Here is a 23,829-nt window from a genome sequence, read left to right on the forward strand (position 1 = left end):
AAACGGAATGTCTTTCACGACCGTCTCAAAGACGACGCTCGCCAATTGACAGGCGAGGAAAGCCGTCCGGCGACGGCACACTTGCCCATTGCGCGACGACCGCGCACGCATCATTGCACGTTCATCACGAGGACAATCTTGCCTTTCGGACGAGGAAGGCTTCCCTCCAGCATGAGATGGGCCTCCCTTGCTTGTTCGAAGGGCAATTTAGGCCCGATATGAACCTGAATCATCCCTTGGCTGACGAGCGATGATATTTTTCGCAAGCTCGCCGTGGAAACGTCAACGAGAAAGAAGCAAGCCGTGACCTCATAGCTTCAGCTAGGGCCCGGTCCGGAAGGGAACGGCGAAGACAAGTTTGCCGCCTTTCTTCAGAACCTGGAACGAATTGGCTGGCAGCTCAACCGCCCACGAAATCCATGACGCCAGTCTCAAAACAGCGCATATTCCGATAGCTCTATGGTGACGGCATTGAAATCGCGGTCGAGAGTGCCGTCCGGTTTGAGAGTGAATACGCTGCGTCGGGTAGGATACTTCAGGCCATCAACGTCGACGTAATCAGCGACAAAGTGCGCAGCCGGAGTGTCGGCCCAGACATCAACCGTATAGTCATGACGTCGAAGCAGCCCATTCGTGTCGAAGTAAAAGCGCTGTTCGCGCGTGTGGGTGGCGATGTTCCCGGGGAAGCGCACGGCTACGCCGCGAAGCAATTCACCTGCCTCCTCGATCGGGGCAACGTCGCGCGCCTCAAATCCCGGCTCGCCGAAAACAAACGGCGTCGCATGGTAGGTCCACATCGCATAGCCATTGAAATAGGCCAGGTTCAGCGGGTCCCAAGGCCCATCAAAGGTTCGATCAAACGCATCACGACCGTTGTCTCGCTCCGCGACGAGCGAACCGTCTCCAGCCGCAATCTCCGTATGGGCCGGGGTCCAGGTCATTGCCCAATCTGGCTCGCCAAAGGGCGTAACGCGAGTCCATTGGCGGCGGAACTCGGTCGTTGCTCGCCGAGGCACAGGAATTATCGGAGCGCCTTTCAGTTCCCATAGCTTTCCGCCGGTCAGTATGGTCGAGGCAATGCCGGTGAAGTTGCGCCAGCGCTCATGTCCGCCATGCGCCGTCAAGGCTTCCTCTAGCAGTGGATGCAGCGCACTGCTCATCGCCTCTCTCCTTCAGCGAAGTCCATGAAGAGATTACTCGCAAGTCTGCCCCAATTGCGACTATGGTGTATAGCATATTTTAGCTGAAAATGCGCGCCCGCCGCTTCCGCCGGACGCGTTGAAAGCAATGTGTCTTACGGTCGAGGCGACGGCCCGCTATTGGGCCGCTGATCTACGGGGTAGCACCCAATTGGGGCGTGGAAAATGGCAGGTGTAGCCGTTGGGGTAGCGCGCCAAGTAGTCCTGGTGCTCCGGTTCGGCCTCCCAGAAGTCCCCCACTGGCTCCACCTCGGTCACCGCTTTGCCCGGCCAGATGCCGGAAGCGTTGACGTCGGCAATGGTGTCTTCGGCTATTCGCTTCTGTTCGTCGTCGACGTAGTAAATCGCCGAACGATAGGAGAGGCCGATGTCGTTGCCCTGCCGGTTTTTTGTCGTTGGATCGTGGATCTGGAAGAAGAACTCCAGGATCTGCCTGTAGCTGATGATTTTAGGATCGAAGATGATCTCGATGCTCTCGGCGTGGGTCCCGTGATTGCGGTAGGTGGCGTTCGGGACGTCACCGCCGCTGTAGCCCACACGGGTCTCGATGACGCCGGGAAGTTTGCGGATCAGGTCTTGCATTCCCCAGAAACAGCCACCGGCCAAAACAGCTCTGCTGATCATTCAGATATCCTCCACTTGTTCGATGAACGCCCCGTAGCCCTGCGCCGCCATGTGCTCACGGGGGATGAAACGTAATGCCGCGGAATTGATGCAATACCTGAGGCCGCCCCGGTCGCGCGGGCCGTCCGTAAACACGTGGCCCAGATGGCTGTCGCCATGCTCGGAGCGCACCTCGGTGCGAATCATGCCGTGCGAGCCGTCCCGTAGCTCCCGCACATTCGCCGGCACGATCGGTTTGGTGAAACTTGGCCATCCACAACCAGAATCGAACTTGTCGGACGAGGCGAATAGCGGTTCGCCGGATACGATATCGACATAGATCCCCGGCCGCTTGTTGTCGTTATACTCTCCCGTGAAGGGGCGCTCGGTGCCATTCTGCTGCGTTACTCGATACTGCTCGGGCGTCAGCTTTCCGATTGCCTCGTCGGTCTTTGCGTAGGCCATTTCCTTTCCTTTCCTCGGTGATTTGCCGGAACCCCGCCATTGCGATCGATGGGTATCTCACTGCGAAGCCGGCACGGTGGCGGAGGCATCGACAGATTGCCTCCGCGGTCAATTGGGGCGGCGCCGGTGCTATGGCTCAAGCGCAGCCTGCGGCGTGTTGCGAAAGCTGATGGCCATGCGATTGTAGCTGTTCATCAGGCTGATCGCGATTGTTAAGTCAACAAGCTCCCGTTCGTCGAACACGGCTCTGGCTTTCCCGTAGGCCTCATCCGGTACGCCGGTCTCTGCCACGCGCGTCACCGTCTCCGCCCAGGCGAGAGCGGCCCGTTCACGCGCATCGAAGAGTTCGCCGGCTTCCGCCCAGGCTTGCAGCAGGGCAATCTTTTCAATCTTCTCGCCCTTTTTCAGCAAGGTGCGTGTGTGCATGTCCAGACAGAAGGCGCAGTTGTTGATCTGGGAAACGCGAAGATAGACCAGTTCGACCAGCGTCGGGGAAAGGCCGCTCTGCGAGACGTATCCGTAGATCCCGCCAAGGGCCTTGGCGCCGGCTGGTGCGATCTGGTTGTAATCAAGGCGCTTGCTCATCTTATTGCTTCCTTTCTGCGGTATTGCTCTCTTCGGCCGCAGTGGTCAGCGCTTTCTCCTCGGAGTTGGCGACGAACACGGCGAGCAGCTTTGCCGGTTTGGTCTTGCTGGCATTGCGGCTGACGAGATGGCGGGCTGCCGGCGGCTCGTACCAGCTTTCGCCGGCGTCGTAGCGCTGGATCCGGCCGTCGTTTACCTTCGATTCGATCTCTCCGGAGAGGACGTAGGCGAAGATAAAGGCCGAGTCCGCGTGCGTGTGCGGAACGGAGGCTCCGCCCGGTGGATAGTCGACGACCAGCGCTGTCAGTGTCTTTCCGGGAATGTTCGGTATCGCGTGTTCGAAATGGGGCATGACGACATCGCCTGGCCCATGAGCAACTGCGGGTGTGGCAATGGCGAGAATGGCGCAGGCTGCGCCGATGAATCGTGCATTCATGATGGCTTTTCTCCCTTGCAGGTGTTGAACATTGTTTCCTTCGCGACGGTCCTACCTGTCGCTGTAATGCATAAAGGGCATCGTGCCGCTCGAAGCCCCGGTAATGACGGCCGTTCCCATTGTCTCAGGCATGGCATTTCCTTTCGGGTTTTGGTGGACGCCGCCCGGACCAATACGATTGTGGGCTGCGATGACGGGAAAATGAGCCTGAGAAGAGTTGCCCGGTAGCGAGCGAAAGCGAGAGTGAGACTCTCGTTTTCCATCAGCCCCGCTTCAGGTAACGAGAGGCGGGGTCGCCGTTGACGAGGTCGAAAAGCAGCGCGTTTCGGGCGTTTTCATATCGCATCCAGCCATCAGCCTCAGCGAGTGAGGGGATGGTGACGGGCTCGCGAAGATCAAACCCTACCATCGCGGCATCGACGAAGTCCTGTGGCGTCATCACGCCGGGCAGAGGTTCGGGCCGACAATCATCCCATGGCCAGCCATGGGTCAGTGTGGCAGCCGCGATGACGAGTTGCACATAGACGTTATCGGGCACCAATTCGGCTTGCAACGTTCGGGTCAGCGCGATGACGAAGGCCTTGGTGGCACCATGGGCGCCTGTGGCGAACTCGGGGGCCAGACCAACCGCCGACGCAACATTCACAATCGCGCCGTTGCGCCGCATCACCATGCTTCTGGCTGCCGTTGCCGTGAGCCAGGCGTGGACCTTGATGTTGATATCAAGCAGCCGATCGAGACTTGGCGTCCTGCCATAAACAATCGATCCATCGATTGGCAGCTCGAGATTGTTGATCAGGAGGTCGAGGCCTGGGACCTCGGCCTCGACATCTTTGAGGTGACGTTCCCTTGTCAGGTCGGCGACGCGGACTTCAATACGTGCATCGGTTTCGCGCTGTAGGATACGCGCAAGCGCGGTCGGACGCTGGCCGCGATCGGCTACGAGCACGAGGTCGTAGCCACGGCGCGCCAGGCGATCGGCGTAGACCAGCCCAATCGCGCAGGATGCATGAGTGATGAGAGCCTTGGGGCGTGTTCGCGACATGACTTTCGTCCTTTCGCGATCGGTCTATCGGTTTCCGTGCCGTTGGAAACTTGCCGAATTCAAGAGGCTGCCTCTCAGGTTCCCTTGCTACCGTGTGCAGCAGCATTGCGCGATTTTGAAGCGCTAACCCGGGATCCCAATCGTGAGAGGGTGATTCCATATCTATCCAGGAGGCCAACATGGACACGCATTTCAAACGCAAGATCGCCTTCGCCTTGTCGATGGGTATCGTAACGACAGGGCTGATCTCTTTCACGCTGCTCGCGCTCAATCTCGGCTTCTCGAAAGGGTTCGTCCTGACATGGCTCCGCTCGTGGAGCATAGCCTATCTCATCGTCATCCCGGCCATCCTGCTGATCGGCCCGCGTCTTCAGGCGCAAGTTGACCGCGTCGTTCGCTGACGCGCCGACACGGAGCTACTGACATGACCAGGACCACGCTTGGAAAGCTGCTTGCGGCTGCCGCGGTACTTTCCGCGATTACGACAACAACGCACGCTCAGAACTACGGGGCTCCACCGAGGGCAAACATCAGCTTCATTCAGATCGACAAGGACATCACCCTGAGAAGGATGGTCGTGGGCAATGCGAAGCCAAAGGGAACGGTTCTCTTCCTGCACGGCTTTCCGGAAACCATGTATGCCTGGAAGGAGGCTTCCCTGGCTCTCGGCGACGACTACGAGGTCCACGCTTTCGACTGGCCCGGCTACGGGTTTTCCTCGCGCCCGGCGACTGACCGCTTCTCGTATGCGCCGATGGATTATGCGGATGTACTGGACGGCTACCTCGAGAGGGCGCACATCGACAGGTCCAGGCTCACGATCTACGGCACGGATATCGGTGCCCTCCCGGCGCTTCTCTTGGCCTTGAAGAAGCCCGACATTGCGCGAACCATTATCGTCGGTGACTTCGCGCCCTTCGACCGCCCGACTTACATGTATGCGAGCCTGCAGAAGCTGAAGGAGAAGTCGTCCGCGGATCAGGCGCGGGAGGAACTCAACAGGAACCGCGCCGACATTCTCGAGAACGCTTTCAGGAGAGGGCTGGCCAAGGAGGCGCAGTTCGAACTCTCTGCCCGGTTCAGGAACGACATGGCGCAGGGCTGGTCCTATGGCGCGCTCACGACAGCGGACGCCTTCGCGAGCTATTACGCGCATTTCACCAGGGACCAGGCGTATTTCGAGGCCAATCTGGAAAAGCTCAGGACCCCGGTGAAGGTGGTCTGGGGCGAGAAGGACCTCTACATCAAGAAGGAAATGGGCAAGGAATTCGCCGAACGGATCGGGGCCAAGCTCTCGGTCCTTCCCGACATCGGTCACTATCCGCATCTCCAGGATGTGGGGCGGACGGTCCAAGAAGTGCGGACATCATTCCAGTGACGGGACATCGCCATAGTTGCTGCAGGCGGCACGAAGCCGGGGCAGGACCCAATCAATGAAGGCACGCACCTTGAGGGCGAGCAGGCCCTGACGCGAATAGACGATGTGGATCGGCTTGGGCTCGCCGCCATAGTCCTTCAAAATCTGCACAAGCGCGCCCGAGGACACTTCTTCCGGAACCTGATAGTCGAAGAGGCGGGCGATCCCGGCACCGTTTCGCGCGGCGGCAACGCAGTTGGCCGCCGTGTTGACCTCGATCCGGGTCCGCGGCATCGCCTCGACAGACTTCCCGTCGATCTCGAAACTCCAGAAGAACGACCGGTTGTGGAACATGATCCCGTCGTGGCTGGTGAGTTCGGTGGGATGTTGAGGAATGCCATGCCGCTCCAGATAGGCGGGGCTTGCGCAGGTCAACAGACGGAATTCGCCAGCCTTTACGGCATAGAGCGAACTGTCGACCAGCTCACCCAGCCGAATGGCGATATCGACCTGCTCGTTGACCAGATGAACAGACCGGTCAAGTGAGAGAACATTCAATGTCACCTCCGGATGCTTGCTCATGAAGTCGAGAACAATCGGCAGCACATACCGGTGGCCAAATTCAATCGGCATCGTGATGGTCAGCAGGCCCCGCGGCGTCTGGTACTCACCTGATGCCCTGCGTTCGACCTCTTCAAGATCGGCGATGATCTTGCGTGCGGCGTCGACATAGTCACGCCCTGCATCGGTCAGCTGTAGGTTGCGACTTGTTCGGATGACGAGATTGGTGCCGAGGTACCGTTCCAGATCGGCGACCTTGCGGCTGACGCTCGGCAGCGGCGCGTTCAGCTTGCGACTGCCCGCCGACAAGCTCCCGGCGTCAACAACCGCAAGCAGAACCCGCATTGCATCAAGCCGATCCATGACATCCCGCCGATTACAAGCCTGGATGTCGAGGATATGAGAAATCTGCTTCGGTGAATAGCGCCACAACCACCTGCGGGACTGATATCCCGGCTGGCTGTTCCCCGGCCATCCACTTTGCAGCTCTACCTGACCTCGGCGGCGCAGAACCGCTTCACTATCCTCTGACGAGCATCGAGAAGGTGGTTCTCATTTTCACTGGGTACCGGCCTGGGCTCGCGGCCGGTAATTTTCACCCATTCGATCAACCGACACTGTCGGCTTCACGAAGATAGCTGGCTCAGTGACGAAACTCCGAAAGGTGAACACGATGGACAGAACCTTCTATGTCGGCGTGTCTGCTGCTCTGTTTGCAGCCTTTGCCTTTTCCCTCAACTTCGTCGTGCCCTTCATCATCGGTGACTATTCCAACTTTGATTTCGCCCTCATTCGTCATGTCGTCTCAGCGCTGGTCGGACTTTACATTCTGCTTTCGCAGAAGGGCGTCGTGCGCCATCTCACGCTTGGCAATTGCTTGCAGGCCATCTGGCTCGCTTTCATTGGATATGTCGGCTATTTCTTGACGGTGACGGGAGCTGCGGTCTTTGCTGGCCCGGTCATCGCTCCGGCCTTTCTCGGTCTGGTACCGATCGTCCTGATGGTCATTGGCAACCAGCGCCAGGGATCATTGCCATGGCGGTCGCTTATGATGCCGTTGGCGCTGGTGGTGGTCGGCCTTGCTCTCGTCAATGGCACGTCATTCACAGCCGAGGGACTGGACTCCGTTAGATCAATGTGGATCGGCGTGCCACTGGCGCTCGCTGCAGTGGGCCTTTGGTGCTGGTTCGCGCTTGCAAATCAGGCCGCACTCGCCGCCCGGCCGGATGTGCACTCGAGCGTGTGGTCGGCGCTGATACTGGTGGGCGGCGGCGTCTTGATGCTGGCCTTCTATCCCTTCGGTGCCGCCATGAACCTCTTCCAGCTTCCGACTTTGGGATTTGGATGGAGCGCCGCCGGCAATCTGTACCTTTGGGGCGCATCTTTCGCGCTGCTGGCAACCGTAGGCGGCGTCTTGGCCTGGAACATCGCATCACGGAGCCTGCCCGTTGCATTAGCCGCGCAATTGATCGTTTCGGAAACCGCCTTTGGCGTTATCGGAGGGCTTGTCGTCCATGCCCGTTGGCCAACCCCGATCGAAGTCGCTGGAGTGGTTGTCCTCATCGCGGGCGTGGTTCTGTCAGTGCGGATTTTCTACAATCGCCAATTCGCGTGGGGAAAGGCAGTCCTGGCGCATGAGTGATCTGCTGTTGGCAGGCCAGTGACAGACACTTAGCGGAAAGGCAGTCAAGTTTAATGCAATGGTCCGCTGTTGACGCAACACGCGCCACCTCGTCAGTGCACCGCATTGTCGCTTTCAAGACACCGCTTGGGTGGACTGTATGACCGAGATGAAGGCGCAAAGCGGCCGCTCGGGTATGTGTTCATCCGCGAGAGTGGGACACGAAGGAGGGGGCGAGACCCGTGGCTCGACTCCGCAGCAGCTGAAAGGGCGGGCTTACGGCAGGCCGCCAGCCCTCACGGCAGCGCGTCAAAGCCTTCGGCGAAACCCTTGAGGTCGACGGGGATGCCGATGCCTTCTTCCGGGGTCTGGAAGACGATGAAGGTTGCCTGGGCGCCGCTGCGGAAGGTCTTGAGCAGTTCGTCCTCGAGCACGACCTCGGCATAGCAGCCGTCGGCGAAGCAGCGCACGAAGTAGGCGCGGCCGATATCCTTGCCGTCGACATTGAGCCCGAGGCCGTTCGGCAAGAGCACGCCGAGGGGGGCGAGCACGCGCAGGATCTTCGACTTGCGGTCGGCCGTCTTCAGCACGACGACGGACAGTCCGACTTCCGGCCGGTCCTCGGCAATGACGTTCTGCATCAGCGCGCATTGTTCGGCCGCCGCACCGGCCGGCTTGTCGCAGACGACGGACCAGGCGCCATGATTGGATTTCACCGTGCCCGGCGCCTGTGGCTGCGTCTGGCCGGGCGTCACCTGTCCGGCATTCGGGCTAGCGGCGTTCGGTTGCTGCGGGGCGGGGGCAGGGGCCGCCGGTGCCGGTGTGGAGGGGTTGGCCGGGGAAGGGGCGGGTTGCTGCGCAAAGAGGGGCGTCGTCGCCGCGGCCGCGATGCTGGCGGTCACGACGAGCGACTGCGCGAGGGAACGGAAACCCATGGAAACCTCTGGATATCGAATCATTGCGGCTATTGTTGAAGCCGCCCACCGGAAATGAAAAGCCCCACCCCGTGAAAACCGGGGGACTACGGCAGAAATTGGACCTTTACAACATATTGTGCGGCGGCCGGATTGGCCGGAAAGGCGTTTTTTCATATGCTGATGAAAAACTTGGGATGTTTTGCCGTCCGAGCCTGCCTGCTCTTTAAGCGAAAATGCCGCACAGACAATTGCTCTGGCCTGTTGCGGCAAATGCCAAACTGTGGTTTGAAGCGCTGAAGATGGCAAGGATTCTGCATCCGTTTTTGCAGGTCAAGCGCTCGAGGGAGATAATAAGGTGATGAAGAAGGCTTATGCAGCTCTGACCGCGCTGGTCTGTCTGCTTTTTGCTTCCGGTACATATGCCGACCAGCCGACGCCGTGGCAGGCAACGCTGCAGCCGGCGGCGACGCCGATCATGCGGGAAATCCAGTGGTTCGAACAATATACCCTGTGGTTTATCGTTCCGATCACGCTCTTCGTTCTGATCCTGCTCATCGTCGTCTGCTTCAAGTTCCGCGCCAGCGCCAATCCGGTGCCTTCGAAGACGAGCCACAACACGCTGATCGAGGTCATCTGGACCGTGGGGCCGGTCCTGGTGCTGCTCCTTCTCGCCATTCCCTCCTTCAATCTTCTGACGGCGCAGCTGACGCTGCCGGAAAATCCTGACGTCACGGTCAAGGCGACCGCCACGCAGTGGCAGTGGAACTACGAATATGAGGGCTCGGGCGAAACACCGCTCGCCTTCGATTCCTACCTGCTGAAGGATCAGGACCGCGCGGCCGCCGGCAAGGAAGACAAGTCGGTCTACCCGCGTCTTCTCGCCGTCGACAACGAGCTGGTCCTGCCGGTCAACAAGACGGTTCGCGTCCTCGTGACCGCGGCACCTACCGACGTCATTCACGCATTCGCCATGCCGTCCTTCGGCGTCAAGATCGACGCCGTGCCGGGCCGTCTGAACGAAACCTGGTTCAAGGCCGACCGCGAAGGCCTGTTCTACGGCCAGTGTTCCGAGCTCTGCGGCAAGGACCACGCGTTCATGCCGATCGCCATCCGCGTCGTCTCCGAGGACAAGTACAGGCAGTGGCTGACCACGGCCGCCAGCGACCTGCCCGGCGCCTACAAGACACTCATGGCCGCAACCGATGGTCCCGCAAAGACCGTCGACGTTGCCAAAGCACAGTAATTAAAGGGATCGGGACAATGGCTGGACCTTCCGCTCACGACGATCATTCTCACGCCCACCACGACCACGCGCATGATGATCACGATCATGATCACGGGCACAAGCCAAGCTTTGTTAATCGCTGGCTGTTCTCGACCAATCACAAGGACATCGGCACGCTCTATTTGATCTTCGCGATCATCGCCGGCATCATCGGCGGCGCGCTGTCGGTGGCCATGCGCATGGAGCTGCAGGAGCCGGGCATCCAGATCTTCCACGGCTTGGCCTCGATGGTCTACGGCTATGAGGGCGATGCCGCCGTCGATGGCGCCAAGCAGATGTTCAACATGTTCACGACGGCGCACGCGCTGATCATGATCTTCTTCATGGTCATGCCGGCGATGATCGGCGGCTTCGCCAACTGGATGGTGCCGATCATGATCGGCGCGCCCGATATGGCCTTCCCGCGCCTGAACAACATCTCCTTCTGGCTGATCGTTCCGGCCTTTGCTCTTCTGCTGCTTTCGATGTTCGTTGAAGGTCCCGCAGGCGCCTATGGCGCCGGTGGCGGTTGGACGATGTATCCGCCGCTGTCGACGAGCGGCATGCCGGGACCGGCCGTCGACCTGGCGATCTTTGCGCTCCACATTGCTGGCGCCTCGTCGATCCTGGGTGCGATCAACTTCATCACCACGATCCTCAACATGCGCGCTCCCGGCATGACGCTGCACAAGATGCCGCTGTTCGCCTGGTCGGTGCTGATCACCGCCTTCCTCCTCCTTTTGTCTCTGCCGGTTCTGGCGGGCGGCATCACCATGATGCTCACCGACCGCAATTTCGGCACGGCCTTCTTCTCTCCGGAAGGCGGCGGCGATCCGATCCTCTACCAGCATCTGTTCTGGTTCTTCGGTCACCCCGAGGTCTACATCCTCATCCTGCCGGGCTTCGGCATGATCAGCCACATCATCTCGACCTTCTCGAGGAAGCCGATCTTCGGCTACCTCGGCATGGCCTACGCCATGGTCGCGATCGGCGCCGTCGGCTTCGTCGTCTGGGCCCACCACATGTACACGGTCGGCCTGTCGCTCGACGCCCAGCGCTACTTCGTCTTCGCCACGATGGTCATCGCCGTTCCGACGGGCGTGAAGATCTTCTCCTGGATCGCGACGATGTGGGGCGGCTCCATCTCGTTCCGCACGCCGATGCTCTGGGCGATCGGCTTCATCTTCCTGTTCACGGTCGGCGGCGTCACCGGCGTCCAGCTCGCCAATGCAGGTCTGGACCGTTCGCTGCATGACACCTATTACGTGGTGGCTCACTTCCACTACGTTCTGTCGCTCGGCGCTGTCTTTGCGATCTTCGCCGGCTGGTACTACTGGTTCCCGAAGATGACCGGCTACATGTACAATGAGTTCGTCGGCAAGCTGCACTTCTGGATCATGTTCATCGGCGTCAACCTGGTGTTCTTCCCGCAGCATTTCCTCGGCCTCGCCGGCATGCCGCGCCGCTACATCGACTACCCCGACGCTTTTGCCGGCTGGAACTACGTGTCGTCGATCGGCTCCTACATCTCGGCCTTCGGCGTGCTCGTCTTCCTCTTCAGCGTCTTCGAAGCTTTCGCCAAGAAGCGCGTTGCCGGAGAAAATCCGTGGGGCGTGGGCGCAACGACGCTCGAATGGCAGCTGCCTTCGCCGCCGCCCTATCACCAGTGGGAACAGCTGCCGCGCATCAAGTAAAATGCGCTGATATCGGGACGCCGCATCGAATACGGCGTCCTGACATCGAGACATTCAGGACGGAATGATGACGGTCATCGACAATCACGAGGCGCTTGCAGAGGACGGCGAATTGTCGGAAGCGAGCGCGCGCGATTACTTCGAACTGCTGAAGCCACGGGTCATGTCGCTCGTGGTCTTCACGGCCTTTGCCGGCCTGGTGCTGGCGCCGGGCCATATCAATCCCGTTCTCGGCCTGATCGCCATCCTCTGCATCGCCGTCGGCGCCGGCGCCTCCGGTGCGCTCAACATGTGGTACGATGCCGATATCGACGCGATCATGAGCCGCACGGCCAAGCGCCCGATTCCGGCTGGCCGTGTCGCACCGTCGGAAGCGCTCGCTTTCGGCCTGGTGCTGTCAGGCTTCTCGGTTGTCATACTTGGCCTTGCGGTCAACTGGCTGTCGGCAGGCATCCTCGCCTTCACGATCTTCTTCTACGCCGTCATCTACACCATGTGGCTGAAGCGCTCGACGCCGCAGAACATCGTCATCGGCGGTGCTGCCGGGGCGTTTCCGCCGATGATCGGCTGGGCCTGCGTCACGAATTCAGTGACGATCGAAAGCATCATTCTCTTCCTGATCATCTTCCTGTGGACGCCGGCGCATTTCTGGGCGCTCGCCCTCTTCAAGATGCGCGATTACGAGGCCGTCGGCGTACCGATGCTGCCGAACGTCGCCGGCGAGCGGGTCACCAAGCATCAGATACTCGCCTATGCGGTGCTGACGGCCATCTGCGCGGTCCTGCCGTCCTTCGCAGGCTTCGCCAGCGCCGGTTACGGCCTGGTCGCCGCTGCCCTCGGCGCGGTCTTCATCTACTGTTCCATCGCCGTCTGGCGCATGCCCGACGGCGATCTGAAAATGATCCCGGCAAAGAAGCTCTTCGCCTTTTCGATCTTCTATCTGTTCGCCGTATTCTCCGCCCTGATGATCGACCGGCTGGCTGCCATGCTGGTTTCGCAATTGGGAGGCTCGTTCTGATGGATCTCGTCAAGCTCACCGAAAAGCAGATGAAGTCGCGCCGCAACCGCAATATCGCTCTCGGGCTGGTGCTGGCCGGCCTCGTCGTCCTCTTCTATGCGATCACGATCGTGAAGATTGGCGGGGGGACGGCCGGATGAGCGAAAAGGCCGCCGCGAAGAAGCAGGGCCGCAATAACGGCGCCGTCGTCATGATGTGCCTGAGCTTCGTCTTCGGCATGGGGGCGATGAGCTATGCCGCCGTGCCGCTCTACCGCATCTTCTGCCAGGTGACCGGCTATAACGGCACGACCCAGCGCGTCGAGCAGATGTCGAGCGTCGTTCTCGACCGCAAGATGCGCGTGACCTTCGACGCCAATGTCGCTCCCGGCCTGCAGTGGAATTTCAAGCCGGTCGAGCGCGAGGTCAACCCGAAGATCGGCGAAACCATCCAGGTCAATTTCGTCGCCGAGAACCGGTCGAACGAGACCCAGCGCGGCCAGGCGGTGTTCAATGTCACGCCGGGCGAAGCAGGTGCCTATTTCAACAAGGTGCAATGTTTCTGCTTCACCGACACGGACCTGAAGCCGGGCGAGAAGCTGGAAATGCCGGTCGTGTTCTATATCGACCCTGACATCGTCAAGGCAGTGGAATCGAAGGATATCCACACGGTGACGCTGTCATACACGTTCTATCCGAAAGAGGGCCCGAAGCCTGTCGCTTCGAATGAGGGTGGAGCGGTAAAGATTGAAAAGAAACTTTGATCAAGGCTCGTTTCCGGCTATGCCGGAGGCGAAGTGAGGAAGACATCCGGGGATAACCACATGGCCGATGCGCATCAGAAGAACCACGATTACCACATCATCGATCCGAGCCCGTGGCCGATTCTCGCCTCGCTCGGCGCCTTCATCATGGCGCTCGGCGGCGTGTGCTACATGCGTTACCTGAACGGCGGCTCCTTCAAGATCGCCGGCGCCGAACTCGCCAATCCCTGGCTTTTTTATATCGGCCTCGTGCTGGTTCTTTACGTCATGTACGGCTGGTGGGCCGATACGGTGAAGGAAGCCCATGAGGGCGCCCACACCCGCGTCGTCTCGCTGCACCTGCGCTACGGCATGATCATGTTCATCGCTTCCGAAGTGATGTTCTTCGTCGCTTGGTTCTGGGCCTATTTCGACGCCAGCCTCTATCCGAACGAAGCGATCCAGGCCTCGCGGCTCGCCTATACCGGCGGCGTCTGGCCGCCGAAGGGTGTCGAGGTCCTCGATCCCTGGCACCTGCCGATCTACAACACTGTTATCCTGCTGCTCTCGGGCACGACGGTCACCTGGGCGCACCATGCGCTGCTGCACAATGACCGCAAGGGCCTCGTCCAGGGCCTGACGCTGACGGTGCTGCTTGGTATTTTCTTCTCCTGCGTGCAGGCCTACGAATATGCCCACGCTCCGTTCGACTTCAAGAACTCGATCTACGGTGCGACCTTCTTCATGGCGACCGGCTTCCACGGTTTCCACGTCCTCGTCGGCACGATCTTCCTTCTGGTCTGCCTGCTGCGCGCCCTGCGCGGCGACTTCACCCCGAAGCAGCATTTCGGCTTCGAGGCGGCGGCCTGGTACTGGCACTTCGTCGACGTCGTCTGGCTGTTCCTGTTCTTCTGCATCTACGTCTGGGGCGGCTGGGGCGCTCCGGTCGCCGCAGGCTGATCGGGACGGAATAAATGCAAAAGGCGGGCTCGGTGCCCGCCTTTTTTGTCTGGGGAGTCCGCTACCGTCATTGTCGGGTTTGACCCGGCTATTCGTGCGGCGAGCGCTGAGGTCGCGGATACAAGCGAGTGCCGACATAAGCTCAACGTTCTTCGTGCCGGGTAAGACCCCGCGTGGATGCTCGGCTCAAGACCACTGCTGTCAGGTTCATGCGGACGCTTGCCCCCACCCTAACCCTCTCCCCGTAAAAGCGGGGCGAGGGGACATGCCCAGCGAGAGATCGGCGAGGGACGGAGAGTTCGGGGCATATTCCATCGGCCCGCTTACGGGGAGAAGGTGGCGGCAGCCGGATGAGGGGCTGGCCGCCCTCCGGCGTCGAAAGCAAAATCCCTATAGAGGGAAACGGTCAATCGTCGTCCGATCCGGCGCCATCAACGGACGACTGAATGTCCTTCGCCATTAGCGGGCTGCTTTGGCCGGCATCGACCATGAGCCAGCCCAGCTTTTCATAGAAGGGGACGGCATCTGGCGCGGCGTGGACCTCCAGACGTTCAAGGCCGTGCTTGGCCGATAGTCTCTCGACTTCCGACATCAAAATCCGCCCGAGCCCCTGTCTCTGATACTCCGGCGTGATGGCGACAAGCCGCACGATACCGGTCGCGTCATTCGACAAATCGAGGCGCACCGTGCCGAGAGCAACGCCGTCTTTCCTCAGCAGGAGTGGTATATGGCTCGTTTCATGCTCATCCGGGTGATTGTCATCGTAGCCATCGAGGCCGCGCAGATCGAACAAGACGTGCCGCCGGATGGCATGATAGGCTTGCCAATCCTCAACTTCTTTCACCTGCAGAAGTTCAGTGCCCATCACCGTCCTCCAGCGATCCGGTCGAAGGCCGAGGGCTCTGATATGCCGAGGTCGAGCTGGTGGCGGATCGCCTCGGCGCATTCGAGCGCCGTCAGCACCGATGTATCGACTTCCATGTCGTAGATGCCGGGGCGGTGCACCTCCTCCTGCCAGCGCTGCACCGGCTCGGGAACCGGCACGTTGTCGGTGGCGCGAAGATATAGGGTCTCGCGGCCTTCCTGCTTGATCTCCCGCCGCTGCATGATCGTCTCGATTGGACAGCGCACACCGACGAACAGCACGGGAAATCCCTCCAGCCGCCGGGCGCAATCAGCAAGAATGCCGAGCGGCTGCGAATAGCTGTCGTGATGGCCGAGATCGGCGACCACATTGAGCCCAAATCCGGCGTGAATGGCAATCGATTCATAGAGTGCCGCATAGAGGAACGGCACGAGTTCCTCGAGATCCGGCCGCTCGCCGCCGGGCCTCAGGCCGATGCCGGGCAGATAGCGTTTCGGCGTCATGGCATTGTAGGCGTCGACGCCGAGCTTGATCCACGGCCCCTCGAATTCGTCCTGAATTGCGCGGGCGATGCTGGATTTTCCGCTTCTCGGCGCACCGTTCAGGATGACGATCTGTCCGGCGTGGCTGTCATTGGTCATCAGTCTTCTTCTTCTGTTTGGCGCGAATCGCTCAGGAGACGCCGCACGGCATTTCCATTCGGGATGCGAATACTTTATGGGAGAGTTAAGGCAGCATTGAATGCAGCGGTCGAAAGAGGCCGCTGGAAGGAACAGCATGAGCGAGGACAGCGCGCAATTTCCCCCCGTCGATCCGGTGAAAACCGGTATCAAGGGCTGCTGCCCGCGCTGCAGCAATGGCAAGCTGTTCGACGGCCTGCTCGGCCTGAAGCCGCGCTGCGCCTCCTGCGGCCTCGATTATTCCTTTGCCGATTCCGGAGACGGTCCCGCCGTCTTCGTCATCCTCATCGTCGGCTTCATCATCATCGGCATGGTGCTATGGCTGCAGGTAAATTACGGGCCGCCGATCTGGGTGCATATCCTCATCTTCGGGCCGCTGACGATCATCCTGTCGCTTCTGACGCTGCGCTGGTTCAAGGGCATCCTGATTGCCATGCAGTACCGCCACAATGCCCGTGAAGGACGCCTGAGTGACTGATACTTCACATGCAGCGCCGCGCCGCCGGCTGCCCGTGATGACGGGTATCCTGGTGCTGATCTCGCTCGCAATCCTGATTTCGCTCGGCACCTGGCAGGTGGAGCGTCTCTATTGGAAAGAGGATCTGCTCGCCGATATCGCCGCCCGCCAGGCTGCGGCGCCCGTGCCGCTCGCCGACATCGAGGCGATGGCGGCCTCCGGCGGCGACATCGAATACCGCAAGGTCACCGCCATCGGCCGCTACATCAACAACAAGGAGCGGCACTTCTTCGCCACCTGGCGTGGCCAGACCGGCTTTTACGTCTACACCCCGCTCGAGCTTTCCGACGGGCGCATCCTCTTCGTCAATCGCGGCTTCGTTCCCTACGAGAACAAGGAGCCGGAAATGCGCATGCAGGGCCAGCTGACTGATCAGCAGACGGTCACGGGCCTCGCCCGCGCAAAGCTTGCCGGCAAACCCTCACGGCTGGTGCCCGATAACGATGTCGCCAGGAACATCTTCTATTGGAAGGATCTCGACGTGATGGCCGAGAGCGTCGGGCTGGATAAGGCGCGCGTCATCCCCTTCTTCGTCGATGCGGATTCCACCCCCAACCCGGCCGGCCTGCCGATCGGCGGCGTCACCCAGGTGGACCTGCCGAACGACCATCTGCAATATGCCCTGACCTGGTACGGGCTTGCCGCCGTGCTCGTGGTCGTGGTGGCGATCTCCTGGTTTCGCAAGGAGGCCAAGCCGCCGCGGCAATAGTATCGCTTCAATTCTCTGCCATATTGGGCTAGAGGTCCCTAAACCTCTCAATCCGGAACAGACATGAATATTGCGGCGAAACCTCCCTTGACGATCAGGCTCTGCGGTCCCCGCGGTTTCTGCGCCGGCGTCGACCGCGCCATCCAGATCGTCGTGCTGGCGCTGAAATCCTACGGCGCGCCCGTCTATGTGCGCCATGAGATCGTCCACAATCGTTATGTCGTCGAGGGGCTGGAGGCCAAGGGCGCCGTCTTCGTCGAGGAGCTGGACGAAATTCCGGCCGAGCATCGCGCCCAGCCGGTGGTCTTCTCAGCCCATGGCGTGCCGAAATCGGTGCCGGAGGATGCGGCGAGCCGCAATCTCTTCTATCTCGACGCCACTTGTCCGCTGGTCTCCAAGGTCCACAAGCAGGCGATGCGCCACAATCGCCTCGGCCGTCACGTCGTCCTCATCGGCCATGCCGGCCATCCCGAAGTGATCGGCACGATGGGGCAGTTGCCGGAAGGCACGGTTTCGCTGATCGAGACGATCGAGGATGCCGATGCCTACGCCCCCGTCGATCCCGACAATCTCGGCTATGTCACCCAGACGACGCTGTCGGTCGATGATACCGCCGGCGTCATTGCCCGCCTGCAGGAGCGCTTTCCCAAGCTGACCGCGCCTGCGGCGGATTCGATCTGTTATGCGACGACCAACCGCCAGGAAGTGGTGAAGCAGGCGGCCCCCGGCTGCGATCTCTTCATCATCGTCGGGGCGCCGAATTCGTCCAATTCCAAGCGCCTCGTCGAAGTAGCGCTGAGGGCAGGGGCGAAGAAATCGATTCTCGTGCAGCGCGCCGCCGAGCTCGACTGGGAGGAGATCGGCGCGATTTCGACGCTCGGCCTTTCCGCCGGTGCCTCGGCGCCCGAAGTCATCGTCAACGAGATCATCGAAGCTTTCCGCGCCCGCTTCGATGCCCGCGTCGAGCTGGCCGAGACGGTGCAGGAAACTGAAAACTTCCTGGTCAACCGCGAATTGCGCAGTATCGAGCTGACGGCAGCCGACATGGCCTTCGTCAATGGTTAGGCCGCCATCGCGGCCCAGCAATCCACCATCCATAATACAGAGACGAGACCTCCCTTGGCAGTCTACACCGATATCGCCGAAGACGATCTGAAATGGTTCCTGACGGAATATGATGCAGGCACGCTGCTCTCCTACAAAGGCATCGCCGAAGGCGTAGAAAATTCCAATTTCCTGCTGCATACCTCCAAGGCCCCGCTGATCCTGACGCTCTATGAAAAGCGCGTGGAAAAGAGCGATCTGCCTTTTTTCCTCGGCCTGATGCAGCATCTCTCGGCCCGAGGCCTCTCCTGCCCGCTGCCGCTGCCGCGGCGCGACGGCGCGCTGCTCGGCTCGCTCTCCGGCCGCCCGGCCGCGTTGATTTCCTTCCTCGAAGGCATGTGGCTGAGAAAGCCGGAGGCGAAGCACTGCCGCGAGGTCGGCAGGGCGCTCGCCGAAATGCATGTGGCCGGCGAGGGCTTCGAGCTGAAACGTCCGAATGCGCTGTCGATCGACGGCTGGCGGGGGCTCTGGGAGAAATCCGAGGCGCGCGCCGGCGAGGTCGAGCCGGGCCTGCAGGGCGAGATCCGCAACGAGCTCGATTTTCTCGCCGCTGCCTGGCCGAAGAACCTGCCCTCTGGCGTCATCCATGCCGACCTCTTCCCCGACAACGTCTTCTTCCTTGGCGATGAGCTCTCCGGCCTGATCGATTTCTATTTCGCCTGCAACGACCTGCTCGCCTATGACGTCTCGATCTGCCTGAATGCCTGGTGCTTCGAGAAGGACGGCGCCTACAACATCACCAAGGGCACGGCGATGCTCGAGGGTTACCAGAGTGTCAGGCCGTTGAGCGGCGAGGAGATCGTTGCCCTGCCGGTGCTCTCGCGCGGGTCGGCGCTTCGCTTCTTCCTGACGCGGCTCTATGACTGGCTGACGACGCCTGAGGGCGCCATGGTCACCAAGAAGGACCCGCTCGAATATTTGCGCAAGCTGCGCTTCCATCGCCAGATCAGCTCTCCGGCCGAATACGGGTTGAGCCTATGAAACATGTCGATATCTTCACCGACGGTGCATGCTCCGGCAATCCCGGTCCCGGCGGCTGGGGCGCCGTCCTGCGTTACGGCGAGATCGAAAAGGAGCTTTGCGGGGGCGAGGCGGAGACGACCAACAACCGCATGGAACTGATGGCGGCGATCTCGGCGCTGCAGGCCCTGAAGAGCCCTTGCGAAGTCGACCTCTATACCGATAGCGCCTATGTCAAGGACGGCATCTCCAAGTGGATTTTCGGCTGGAAGAAAAACGGCTGGAAGACATCGGACAAGAAGCCGGTGAAGAATGCCGAGCTCTGGCAGGCGCTGGAGGAAGCCCGCAACCGCCACAAGGTGACGCTACACTGGGTCAAGGGCCACGCCGGCCACCCGGAAAACGAACGCGCCGATGAACTCGCGCGTAGGGGCATGGAGCCGTTCAAGAAGGGCAAGGCGGTTTCGTTTTGAAGGGTGGGAGGTTTTGCCGTTGGCACCTCTCTCTATTAAAGCGCTGGCGGCATGAATGTGCCCCTCGGTCCAACCTAATCTCCGTCATGCTCGGGCTTGACCCGAGCATCCACGCCGACACCTACCAGCAGGGGCATGGATCCTCGGCTCAAGGCCGAGGATGACGGAATACGTGGGGTCGTCGCAGCCAATTCGTCCCCGAAAGCCGACAATGGGCGGAGGCGGACTCATCCGATGACGAGCACGGAGTGGATCGGAGAGGCTTTGCATCTCACTGCTATGGCGCCGCCGCGCCCTGGATCAGCCGATGCAGATATTCGAGCTTGGCGACGACGGGCGAAGAGAGCACGAAGGGATAGGCGTCGGGCTGGCCCATGCTGCGCTGGATGGCGTTGATCGCGAGACTGAGCGGCACCCAGGCACTGACGAGTTGCTCGGCGCTCTTGGCCCTGTAGGGAAGAAAATCGACCTCGCCGGATATTTCCTCATGGCCGCGCGGATCGATGGCTATGCCGAAGGCGCGGGCTGTCTCCAGCGTATCGACGATATGGAGGTAATGCGCGAAGCATTCGGCGAAATCCTCCCAGGGGTGCGATGACGCATAGGCGCTGATGAAATTATCATGCCATCCCAGGGGCGGGCCGGCCGCATAGTGTTTCTGGAGGGCCGCCAGATAATCCTGCCGCTCGTCGCCGAAGACGGCGCGGAAATCGTCGAGGCCGTTCTGGTCACGCACCAGCTTGTTCCAGATGAAATGGCCGGCCTCGTGGCGGAAATGCCCGAGCAGCGTGCGATAGGGCTCGTTCATCGAGCTGCGCGCCTGTTCGCGGGTGGCGTCGTCGGCTTCGGCAGCGCGGATGGTGATCAGGCCTTCCTCGTGGCCGGTCATGGCAGGCACGACATTGCCGTTGCCCTGCAGGGAATCTTCGAGGAAATCGAAGACGAGGCCGCCTTGCGGATCCTCGCCGCGATCGGGATGCGGCAGCTTCCAGCGCAGCAGCGAATAGAAGAGATGACGCTGCGCCTGGCCGATGCGCCGCCAGCGGTCGATGCCGTCCTGAGTATCGGTGTTCGGCACCAGCCGGTTATGGCGGCAGGCGGCGCAGAATTCGCCGTCGCCCTCCACCAGCCAGTTGCAGATGTCGAGGCCTGCGTTGGCGCAGAAACGGACCTTGCGGTCGGCGTCGGAAACGAGCTGCCAGACCGCCTCTTCGCAGGGCTCCAGCGCGTGCATGGCAAGGTCGCCGGGCAGGAAGCCGAGACGGTGGTTGCAGCGCACGCAGTGGCGGTTATCGAAGTGGACGACCTGGTCGCAATTGTCGCAGGCAAATAGCTTCATCGTTTTAATCTCTGCAAAGCAGGAGCGGGATTGAAAATGCCCGCCGCGCGGGCGCAGCGGGCATGTTGATGAGGGCCGAGCTTGTGGTTCAGAGCCTGTCGACGGCGCCCTTGAGCTTGTCCTTGACCTTGCCTGCTGCGACCTGTCCCTTGCCCTTGGCTTCCTGGACGTCGCCCTTGGCCTGCATGTCGGGGTCGTCGGTGGCCCGGCCGACCGCCCGCTTGGTCTTGCCGGCAATTTCGTTTGCCTTGCCTGAAATCTTGTCGCTGGTGCTACCCATCTGTGATGTCTCCGTGCTCGGCGTCGGACCTCTCGTCCGCGCGGGAAGGGAACGTCACTCGCGCCTAATCGTTCCCGCGACTGTCATGGAGCAGCGACTGTCATGGAGCAGCGACCGTCAGGGAGCGGCGACCGTCAGGCGAGCAGCGACCCTCAGGCGTGGCCGGCTTCGGCCGAAAGCATGGCGGCGTTGATGCCCATACCGGCGAGCGCCCGCTCGTATTTGTCCTCGAGGTTACGGTCGAAGATCAGTTCCTCATTGGCAGGGCAGGTGAGCCAGCCATTGTTGGCGACCTCGTTTTCGAGCTGGCCGGCCGCCCAGGAGGAATAGCCGAGCAGCATCGTCGCGCGTTTCGGCCCGGCGCCCTTGGAAATGGCGCGCACGATGTCGAGCGTCGCCGTCAGGCAGATGTCGTCGCTGACCGGGATCGAGGAGTCGCTGGCATAATCGTCCGAATGCAGCACGAAGCCGCGGCCGCTTTCAACCGGGCCGCCGGTCTGGATCGGGAAGTCGCGCGCCCGCTGCGGCAGAACGATCGGTTCTTCCTGCTTGATCATGTCGAGATGCAGCAGCACGTCGGTGAAAGTGAGGCTCTGCGGCCGGTTGATGACGAAGCCCATGGCCCCGGCATCCGAGTGCGCGCAGATGTAAATCACCGTGCGCGCGAAATTGCGGTCTTCCATTCCCGGCATGGCGATGAGGAACTGGCCATCGAAGAAGCCACGTTCCCGTCTGTTCTTCAGCGTCGATAAGGACATCATTCCTCCTGCTGCCAGACCGCACAAAGGCCCCGACAAGAGAAAGATGGGCCAATGTCACAAATCAATCAACCGAAAATGAAGATTAAATGGCCGCCGCTTCTGGCGGCCGGAGAGCACTTTCGGTAAACCTTTGTTCCATGATGACTATTTCATTGGCCTCGCGACGGCTTTTGATGGCGGCCATTTCCCTGACCGCGAGCCTTGCCCCCTTTTTTTCCGCCAAGGCGGAAATGAGCGCCTGGGCCGAGGCCGAGGGAGGCCGCATGCGCCTCGTGGCGCTGGCGCCCGATGCCAGTGGCAAAATCCGCGCCGGCCTGCAGATCGAACCGACACCCGGCTGGATCACCTACTGGCGCGAGCCCGGCAACAGCGGCATTCCGCCTCAGGTCACCATCGCGCCGGCCGGCGGCGTAAGGCTCGATGCCATCGCCTATCCCCTGCCGAAGCATTTTTTCAAAGGTGGGATCGAGGATATCGCCTATGACGCGCCGGTGACGCTGCCGCTGTCGCTGACGGCGGCCGGCAAAGGCGAGGTCACGATCGATGCGACAGTCTTCATCGGCATCTGCAAGGATATCTGCATTCCCTTCCAGGCGAATTTGAGCCTGAAGCTCGGCCGCGCCATGCAGTCGCGCCCGGAAGAAGAGGCGATCCTTGCGGCGGCCGATGCGACGCTGCCGAAGCCGCCGTCGGATGATTTCAAGGTGACGGCGCATGCGATCTCGCCCGATCGGAAGACGCTGTCGCTGACGCTCGCTCTGCCGGCCGACGGCAAGGGCGCGCCCGATATCATCGTCACCGGTCCGAGCGGCTATGCCTTCACCAAGCAGAGCGGCGGCAAACGCGAGGGCGCCACCTTCAGGACCGACGTGATGATCGGCAAACTACCAAAGGATTACGACATTTCGGGCGAGCGCTGGCGCGTGCTTGTCATCGATGGCGGCAGGGCAATGGAGACCGCGCTTGCCTTTGATTGACCGGCACTTATAGTCACCCTCATTCCCCGACGGCGCCTGCCGTCCAGCCCGAACCCCGCAATAGAACCGGAGGAGAAAACCATGACCATCGCGATCGGCGACAAGCTTCCGGCCGCCACCTTCAAGGAAAAGACCGCGGACGGCCCGGTCGAAATCACCACCGAGCAGCTTTTCGCCGGCAAGCGCGTCGTGCTCTTTGCCGTGCCGGGCGCCTTTACGCCCACCTGCTCGCTGAACCACCTGCCGGGTTATCTCGAAAACCGGGACACCATCCTCGGCAAGGGCATCGACGACATCGCCGTGCTCGCCGTCAACGACTGGCATGTGATGGGCGCCTGGGCGCAATCCTCAGGCGGCCTCGGCAAGATCCACTTCCTCGCTGATTGGGATGCCGGCTTCACCAAGGCCGTCGGCCTGGAAGCCGACCTCTCCGCCGGCGGCCTCGGCCTGCGCTCCAAGCGCTATTCGATGCTGGTCGAAGACGGCGTCGTGAAAGCCCTCAACATCGAGGAAAGCCCCGGCCAGGCGACGGTTTCCGGTGCGGCGGCGATGTTGGAACTGCTTTGAAGCACTATTCCGGAGAGATGAAGGGGCGGCCATACGGTCGCCCTTTTTGTTGCTGGGCGGGACGTTTGGCCGAAGAAGACGTGCGCCGGCCGCTGCTGTAGAGCCGCCACCTCCCCACCCTCATTCCTGTCTCGTCACAGCAACGAGGAGA

30 protein-coding genes are annotated in these 23,829 nt (G+C 61.1%); 16 read left to right on the forward strand and 14 right to left on the reverse strand.

The window, feature by feature from the left end:
* Positions 1–110: 110 nt before the first annotated feature.
* The 7 genes from J2J98_RS30825 to J2J98_RS04680 all read right to left on the reverse strand — a co-directional run bounded on the left by J2J98_RS30825 (position 111) and on the right by J2J98_RS04680 (position 4,333).
* Entirely contained in the window at positions 111–233 is a 123-nt protein-coding gene (locus tag J2J98_RS30825) for a hypothetical protein (RefSeq protein WP_138393779.1), read from the reverse strand.
* Positions 234–431: 198 nt separating this feature from the next.
* Positions 432–1,160 (reverse strand): hypothetical protein, encoded by a 729-nt coding sequence (locus J2J98_RS04655; RefSeq protein ID WP_207602463.1) that lies wholly within the window; start codon positions 1,158–1,160, stop codon positions 432–434.
* Between the two features lie 156 nt (positions 1,161–1,316).
* Positions 1,317–1,823 (reverse strand): peptide-methionine (S)-S-oxide reductase MsrA, encoded by a 507-nt coding sequence (gene msrA, locus J2J98_RS04660; RefSeq protein WP_207602464.1) that lies wholly within the window; start codon positions 1,821–1,823, stop codon positions 1,317–1,319.
* Entirely contained in the window at positions 1,824–2,267 is a 444-nt protein-coding gene (gene msrB, locus J2J98_RS04665) for a peptide-methionine (R)-S-oxide reductase MsrB (RefSeq protein WP_064706352.1), read from the reverse strand.
* 129 nt (positions 2,268–2,396) lie between these two features.
* Positions 2,397–2,852 carry a carboxymuconolactone decarboxylase family protein gene (locus tag J2J98_RS04670; protein WP_064706353.1) on the reverse strand — a complete coding sequence of 152 codons (456 nt, stop codon included), beginning with the start codon at positions 2,850–2,852 and terminating at the stop codon, positions 2,397–2,399.
* Position 2,853: 1 nt separating this feature from the next.
* Complete coding sequence (locus J2J98_RS04675) at positions 2,854–3,288, reverse strand: cupin domain-containing protein (RefSeq protein ID WP_207602465.1); 435 nt, start codon at positions 3,286–3,288, stop codon at positions 2,854–2,856.
* 262 nt (positions 3,289–3,550) lie between these two features.
* Positions 3,551–4,333, reverse strand: a complete 783-nt coding sequence (locus J2J98_RS04680; protein ID WP_207602466.1) for an SDR family NAD(P)-dependent oxidoreductase — start codon at positions 4,331–4,333, stop codon at positions 3,551–3,553.
* A gap of 179 nt (positions 4,334–4,512) precedes the next feature.
* On the opposite strand from J2J98_RS04680, the gene J2J98_RS04685 reads away from it, so the two are divergent.
* Together J2J98_RS04685 and J2J98_RS04690 are read left to right on the forward strand one after the other, a co-directional pair.
* Positions 4,513–4,734 (forward strand): DUF2798 domain-containing protein, encoded by a 222-nt coding sequence (locus J2J98_RS04685; RefSeq protein ID WP_064710912.1) that lies wholly within the window; start codon positions 4,513–4,515, stop codon positions 4,732–4,734.
* A gap of 23 nt (positions 4,735–4,757) precedes the next feature.
* The gene (locus tag J2J98_RS04690; protein WP_207602467.1) at positions 4,758–5,711 is read left to right on the forward strand and encodes an alpha/beta fold hydrolase; all 954 of its coding nucleotides are present in this window, start codon (positions 4,758–4,760) and stop codon (positions 5,709–5,711) included.
* Here J2J98_RS04690 and J2J98_RS04695 read toward each other — a convergent pair.
* A complete protein-coding gene (locus J2J98_RS04695; protein WP_064707017.1) occupies positions 5,700–6,614 on the reverse strand; it encodes a LysR family transcriptional regulator in 915 nt (304 codons plus the stop codon). The genes J2J98_RS04690 and J2J98_RS04695 overlap by 12 nt on opposite strands.
* Before the next feature lie 310 nt (positions 6,615–6,924).
* Here J2J98_RS04695 and J2J98_RS04700 point away from each other — a divergent pair, with 310 nt between their 5' ends.
* A complete protein-coding gene (locus J2J98_RS04700) occupies positions 6,925–7,893 on the forward strand; it encodes a DMT family transporter (RefSeq protein WP_064710914.1) in 969 nt (322 codons plus the stop codon).
* Positions 7,894–8,168: 275 nt separating this feature from the next.
* Here J2J98_RS04700 and J2J98_RS04705 read toward each other — a convergent pair whose 3' ends face one another.
* Entirely contained in the window at positions 8,169–8,831 is a 663-nt protein-coding gene (locus tag J2J98_RS04705) for an invasion associated locus B family protein (RefSeq protein WP_138393776.1), read from the reverse strand.
* A gap of 316 nt (positions 8,832–9,147) precedes the next feature.
* Between J2J98_RS04705 and coxB the strand changes: the two genes are divergently transcribed.
* From coxB to J2J98_RS04735, 6 genes are all read left to right on the forward strand, one after another.
* The gene (gene coxB, locus J2J98_RS04710; protein WP_064706360.1) at positions 9,148–10,032 is read left to right on the forward strand and encodes a cytochrome c oxidase subunit II; all 885 of its coding nucleotides are present in this window, start codon (positions 9,148–9,150) and stop codon (positions 10,030–10,032) included.
* 17 nt (positions 10,033–10,049) lie between these two features.
* A complete protein-coding gene (gene ctaD / locus J2J98_RS04715; protein ID WP_064706361.1) occupies positions 10,050–11,747 on the forward strand; it encodes a cytochrome c oxidase subunit I in 1,698 nt (565 codons plus the stop codon).
* A gap of 67 nt (positions 11,748–11,814) precedes the next feature.
* The gene (locus J2J98_RS04720; RefSeq protein WP_064707018.1) at positions 11,815–12,765 is read left to right on the forward strand and encodes a heme o synthase; all 951 of its coding nucleotides are present in this window, start codon (positions 11,815–11,817) and stop codon (positions 12,763–12,765) included.
* Positions 12,765–12,905, forward strand: a complete 141-nt coding sequence (locus J2J98_RS04725) for a hypothetical protein (RefSeq protein ID WP_092752087.1) — start codon at positions 12,765–12,767, stop codon at positions 12,903–12,905. Before J2J98_RS04720 ends, J2J98_RS04725 begins: the two co-directional genes overlap by 1 nt.
* On the forward strand, positions 12,902–13,507 hold the full coding sequence (locus J2J98_RS04730) for a cytochrome c oxidase assembly protein (protein WP_138393775.1): 606 nt from the start codon (positions 12,902–12,904) through the stop codon (positions 13,505–13,507). Before J2J98_RS04725 ends, J2J98_RS04730 begins: the two co-directional genes overlap by 4 nt.
* Positions 13,508–13,567: 60 nt before the next feature.
* Entirely contained in the window at positions 13,568–14,446 is an 879-nt protein-coding gene (locus J2J98_RS04735; protein ID WP_064706363.1) for a cytochrome c oxidase subunit 3, read from the forward strand.
* A gap of 406 nt (positions 14,447–14,852) precedes the next feature.
* Here J2J98_RS04735 and J2J98_RS04740 read toward each other — a convergent pair whose 3' ends face one another.
* Together J2J98_RS04740 and J2J98_RS04745 are read right to left on the reverse strand one after the other, a co-directional pair.
* Positions 14,853–15,311, reverse strand: coding sequence for a GNAT family N-acetyltransferase (locus tag J2J98_RS04740; RefSeq protein WP_138393774.1), 459 nt, complete (start codon positions 15,309–15,311; stop codon positions 14,853–14,855).
* The gene (locus tag J2J98_RS04745) at positions 15,311–15,952 is read right to left on the reverse strand and encodes a chloramphenicol phosphotransferase CPT family protein (protein ID WP_207602468.1); all 642 of its coding nucleotides are present in this window, start codon (positions 15,950–15,952) and stop codon (positions 15,311–15,313) included. The genes J2J98_RS04740 and J2J98_RS04745 overlap by 1 nt, the downstream gene beginning before the upstream one ends.
* 136 nt (positions 15,953–16,088) lie before the next feature.
* Here J2J98_RS04745 and J2J98_RS04750 point away from each other — a divergent pair, with 136 nt between their 5' ends.
* The 5 genes from J2J98_RS04750 to rnhA all read left to right on the forward strand — a co-directional run bounded on the left by J2J98_RS04750 (position 16,089) and on the right by rnhA (position 19,754).
* Positions 16,089–16,469 (forward strand): DUF983 domain-containing protein, encoded by a 381-nt coding sequence (locus J2J98_RS04750; RefSeq protein ID WP_207602469.1) that lies wholly within the window; start codon positions 16,089–16,091, stop codon positions 16,467–16,469.
* Positions 16,462–17,217, forward strand: a complete 756-nt coding sequence (locus J2J98_RS04755; RefSeq protein WP_207602470.1) for an SURF1 family protein — start codon at positions 16,462–16,464, stop codon at positions 17,215–17,217. Before J2J98_RS04750 ends, J2J98_RS04755 begins: the two co-directional genes overlap by 8 nt.
* 63 nt (positions 17,218–17,280) lie before the next feature.
* Positions 17,281–18,282, forward strand: a complete 1,002-nt coding sequence (gene ispH, locus J2J98_RS04760) for a 4-hydroxy-3-methylbut-2-enyl diphosphate reductase (protein ID WP_064706367.1) — start codon at positions 17,281–17,283, stop codon at positions 18,280–18,282.
* Between the two features lie 54 nt (positions 18,283–18,336).
* Positions 18,337–19,302, forward strand: coding sequence for a homoserine kinase (locus J2J98_RS04765; RefSeq protein WP_207602471.1), 966 nt, complete (start codon positions 18,337–18,339; stop codon positions 19,300–19,302).
* The gene (gene rnhA / locus J2J98_RS04770) at positions 19,299–19,754 is read left to right on the forward strand and encodes a ribonuclease HI (protein ID WP_138393769.1); all 456 of its coding nucleotides are present in this window, start codon (positions 19,299–19,301) and stop codon (positions 19,752–19,754) included. The genes J2J98_RS04765 and rnhA overlap by 4 nt, the downstream gene beginning before the upstream one ends.
* A 277-nt stretch (positions 19,755–20,031) precedes the next feature.
* Here the strand turns inward: rnhA and J2J98_RS04775 are convergent, their stop codons facing one another.
* The 3 genes from J2J98_RS04775 to J2J98_RS04785 all read right to left on the reverse strand — a co-directional run bounded on the left by J2J98_RS04775 (position 20,032) and on the right by J2J98_RS04785 (position 22,131).
* Positions 20,032–21,093, reverse strand: a complete 1,062-nt coding sequence (locus J2J98_RS04775; RefSeq protein ID WP_207602472.1) for a zinc-binding metallopeptidase family protein — start codon at positions 21,091–21,093, stop codon at positions 20,032–20,034.
* A gap of 88 nt (positions 21,094–21,181) precedes the next feature.
* Positions 21,182–21,373, reverse strand: coding sequence for a CsbD family protein (locus tag J2J98_RS04780; RefSeq protein ID WP_064706373.1), 192 nt, complete (start codon positions 21,371–21,373; stop codon positions 21,182–21,184).
* Positions 21,374–21,525: 152 nt separating this feature from the next.
* Entirely contained in the window at positions 21,526–22,131 is a 606-nt protein-coding gene (locus J2J98_RS04785) for a YqgE/AlgH family protein (RefSeq protein WP_064706374.1), read from the reverse strand.
* A gap of 140 nt (positions 22,132–22,271) precedes the next feature.
* Here J2J98_RS04785 and J2J98_RS04790 point away from each other — a divergent pair, with 140 nt between their 5' ends.
* Positions 22,272–23,111: a protein-disulfide reductase DsbD domain-containing protein gene (locus tag J2J98_RS04790; RefSeq protein WP_207602473.1), complete on the forward strand. Its 840-nt coding sequence runs from the start codon at positions 22,272–22,274 to the stop codon at positions 23,109–23,111.
* Between the two features lie 81 nt (positions 23,112–23,192).
* Positions 23,193–23,678 carry a peroxiredoxin gene (locus tag J2J98_RS04795; protein WP_138393766.1) on the forward strand — a complete coding sequence of 162 codons (486 nt, stop codon included), beginning with the start codon at positions 23,193–23,195 and terminating at the stop codon, positions 23,676–23,678.
* The last annotated feature ends 151 nt before the right edge of the window (positions 23,679–23,829 follow it).

This window comes from Rhizobium bangladeshense (assembly GCF_017357245.1).
Taxonomy (GTDB): Bacteria; Pseudomonadota; Alphaproteobacteria; order Rhizobiales; family Rhizobiaceae; genus Rhizobium; species Rhizobium bangladeshense.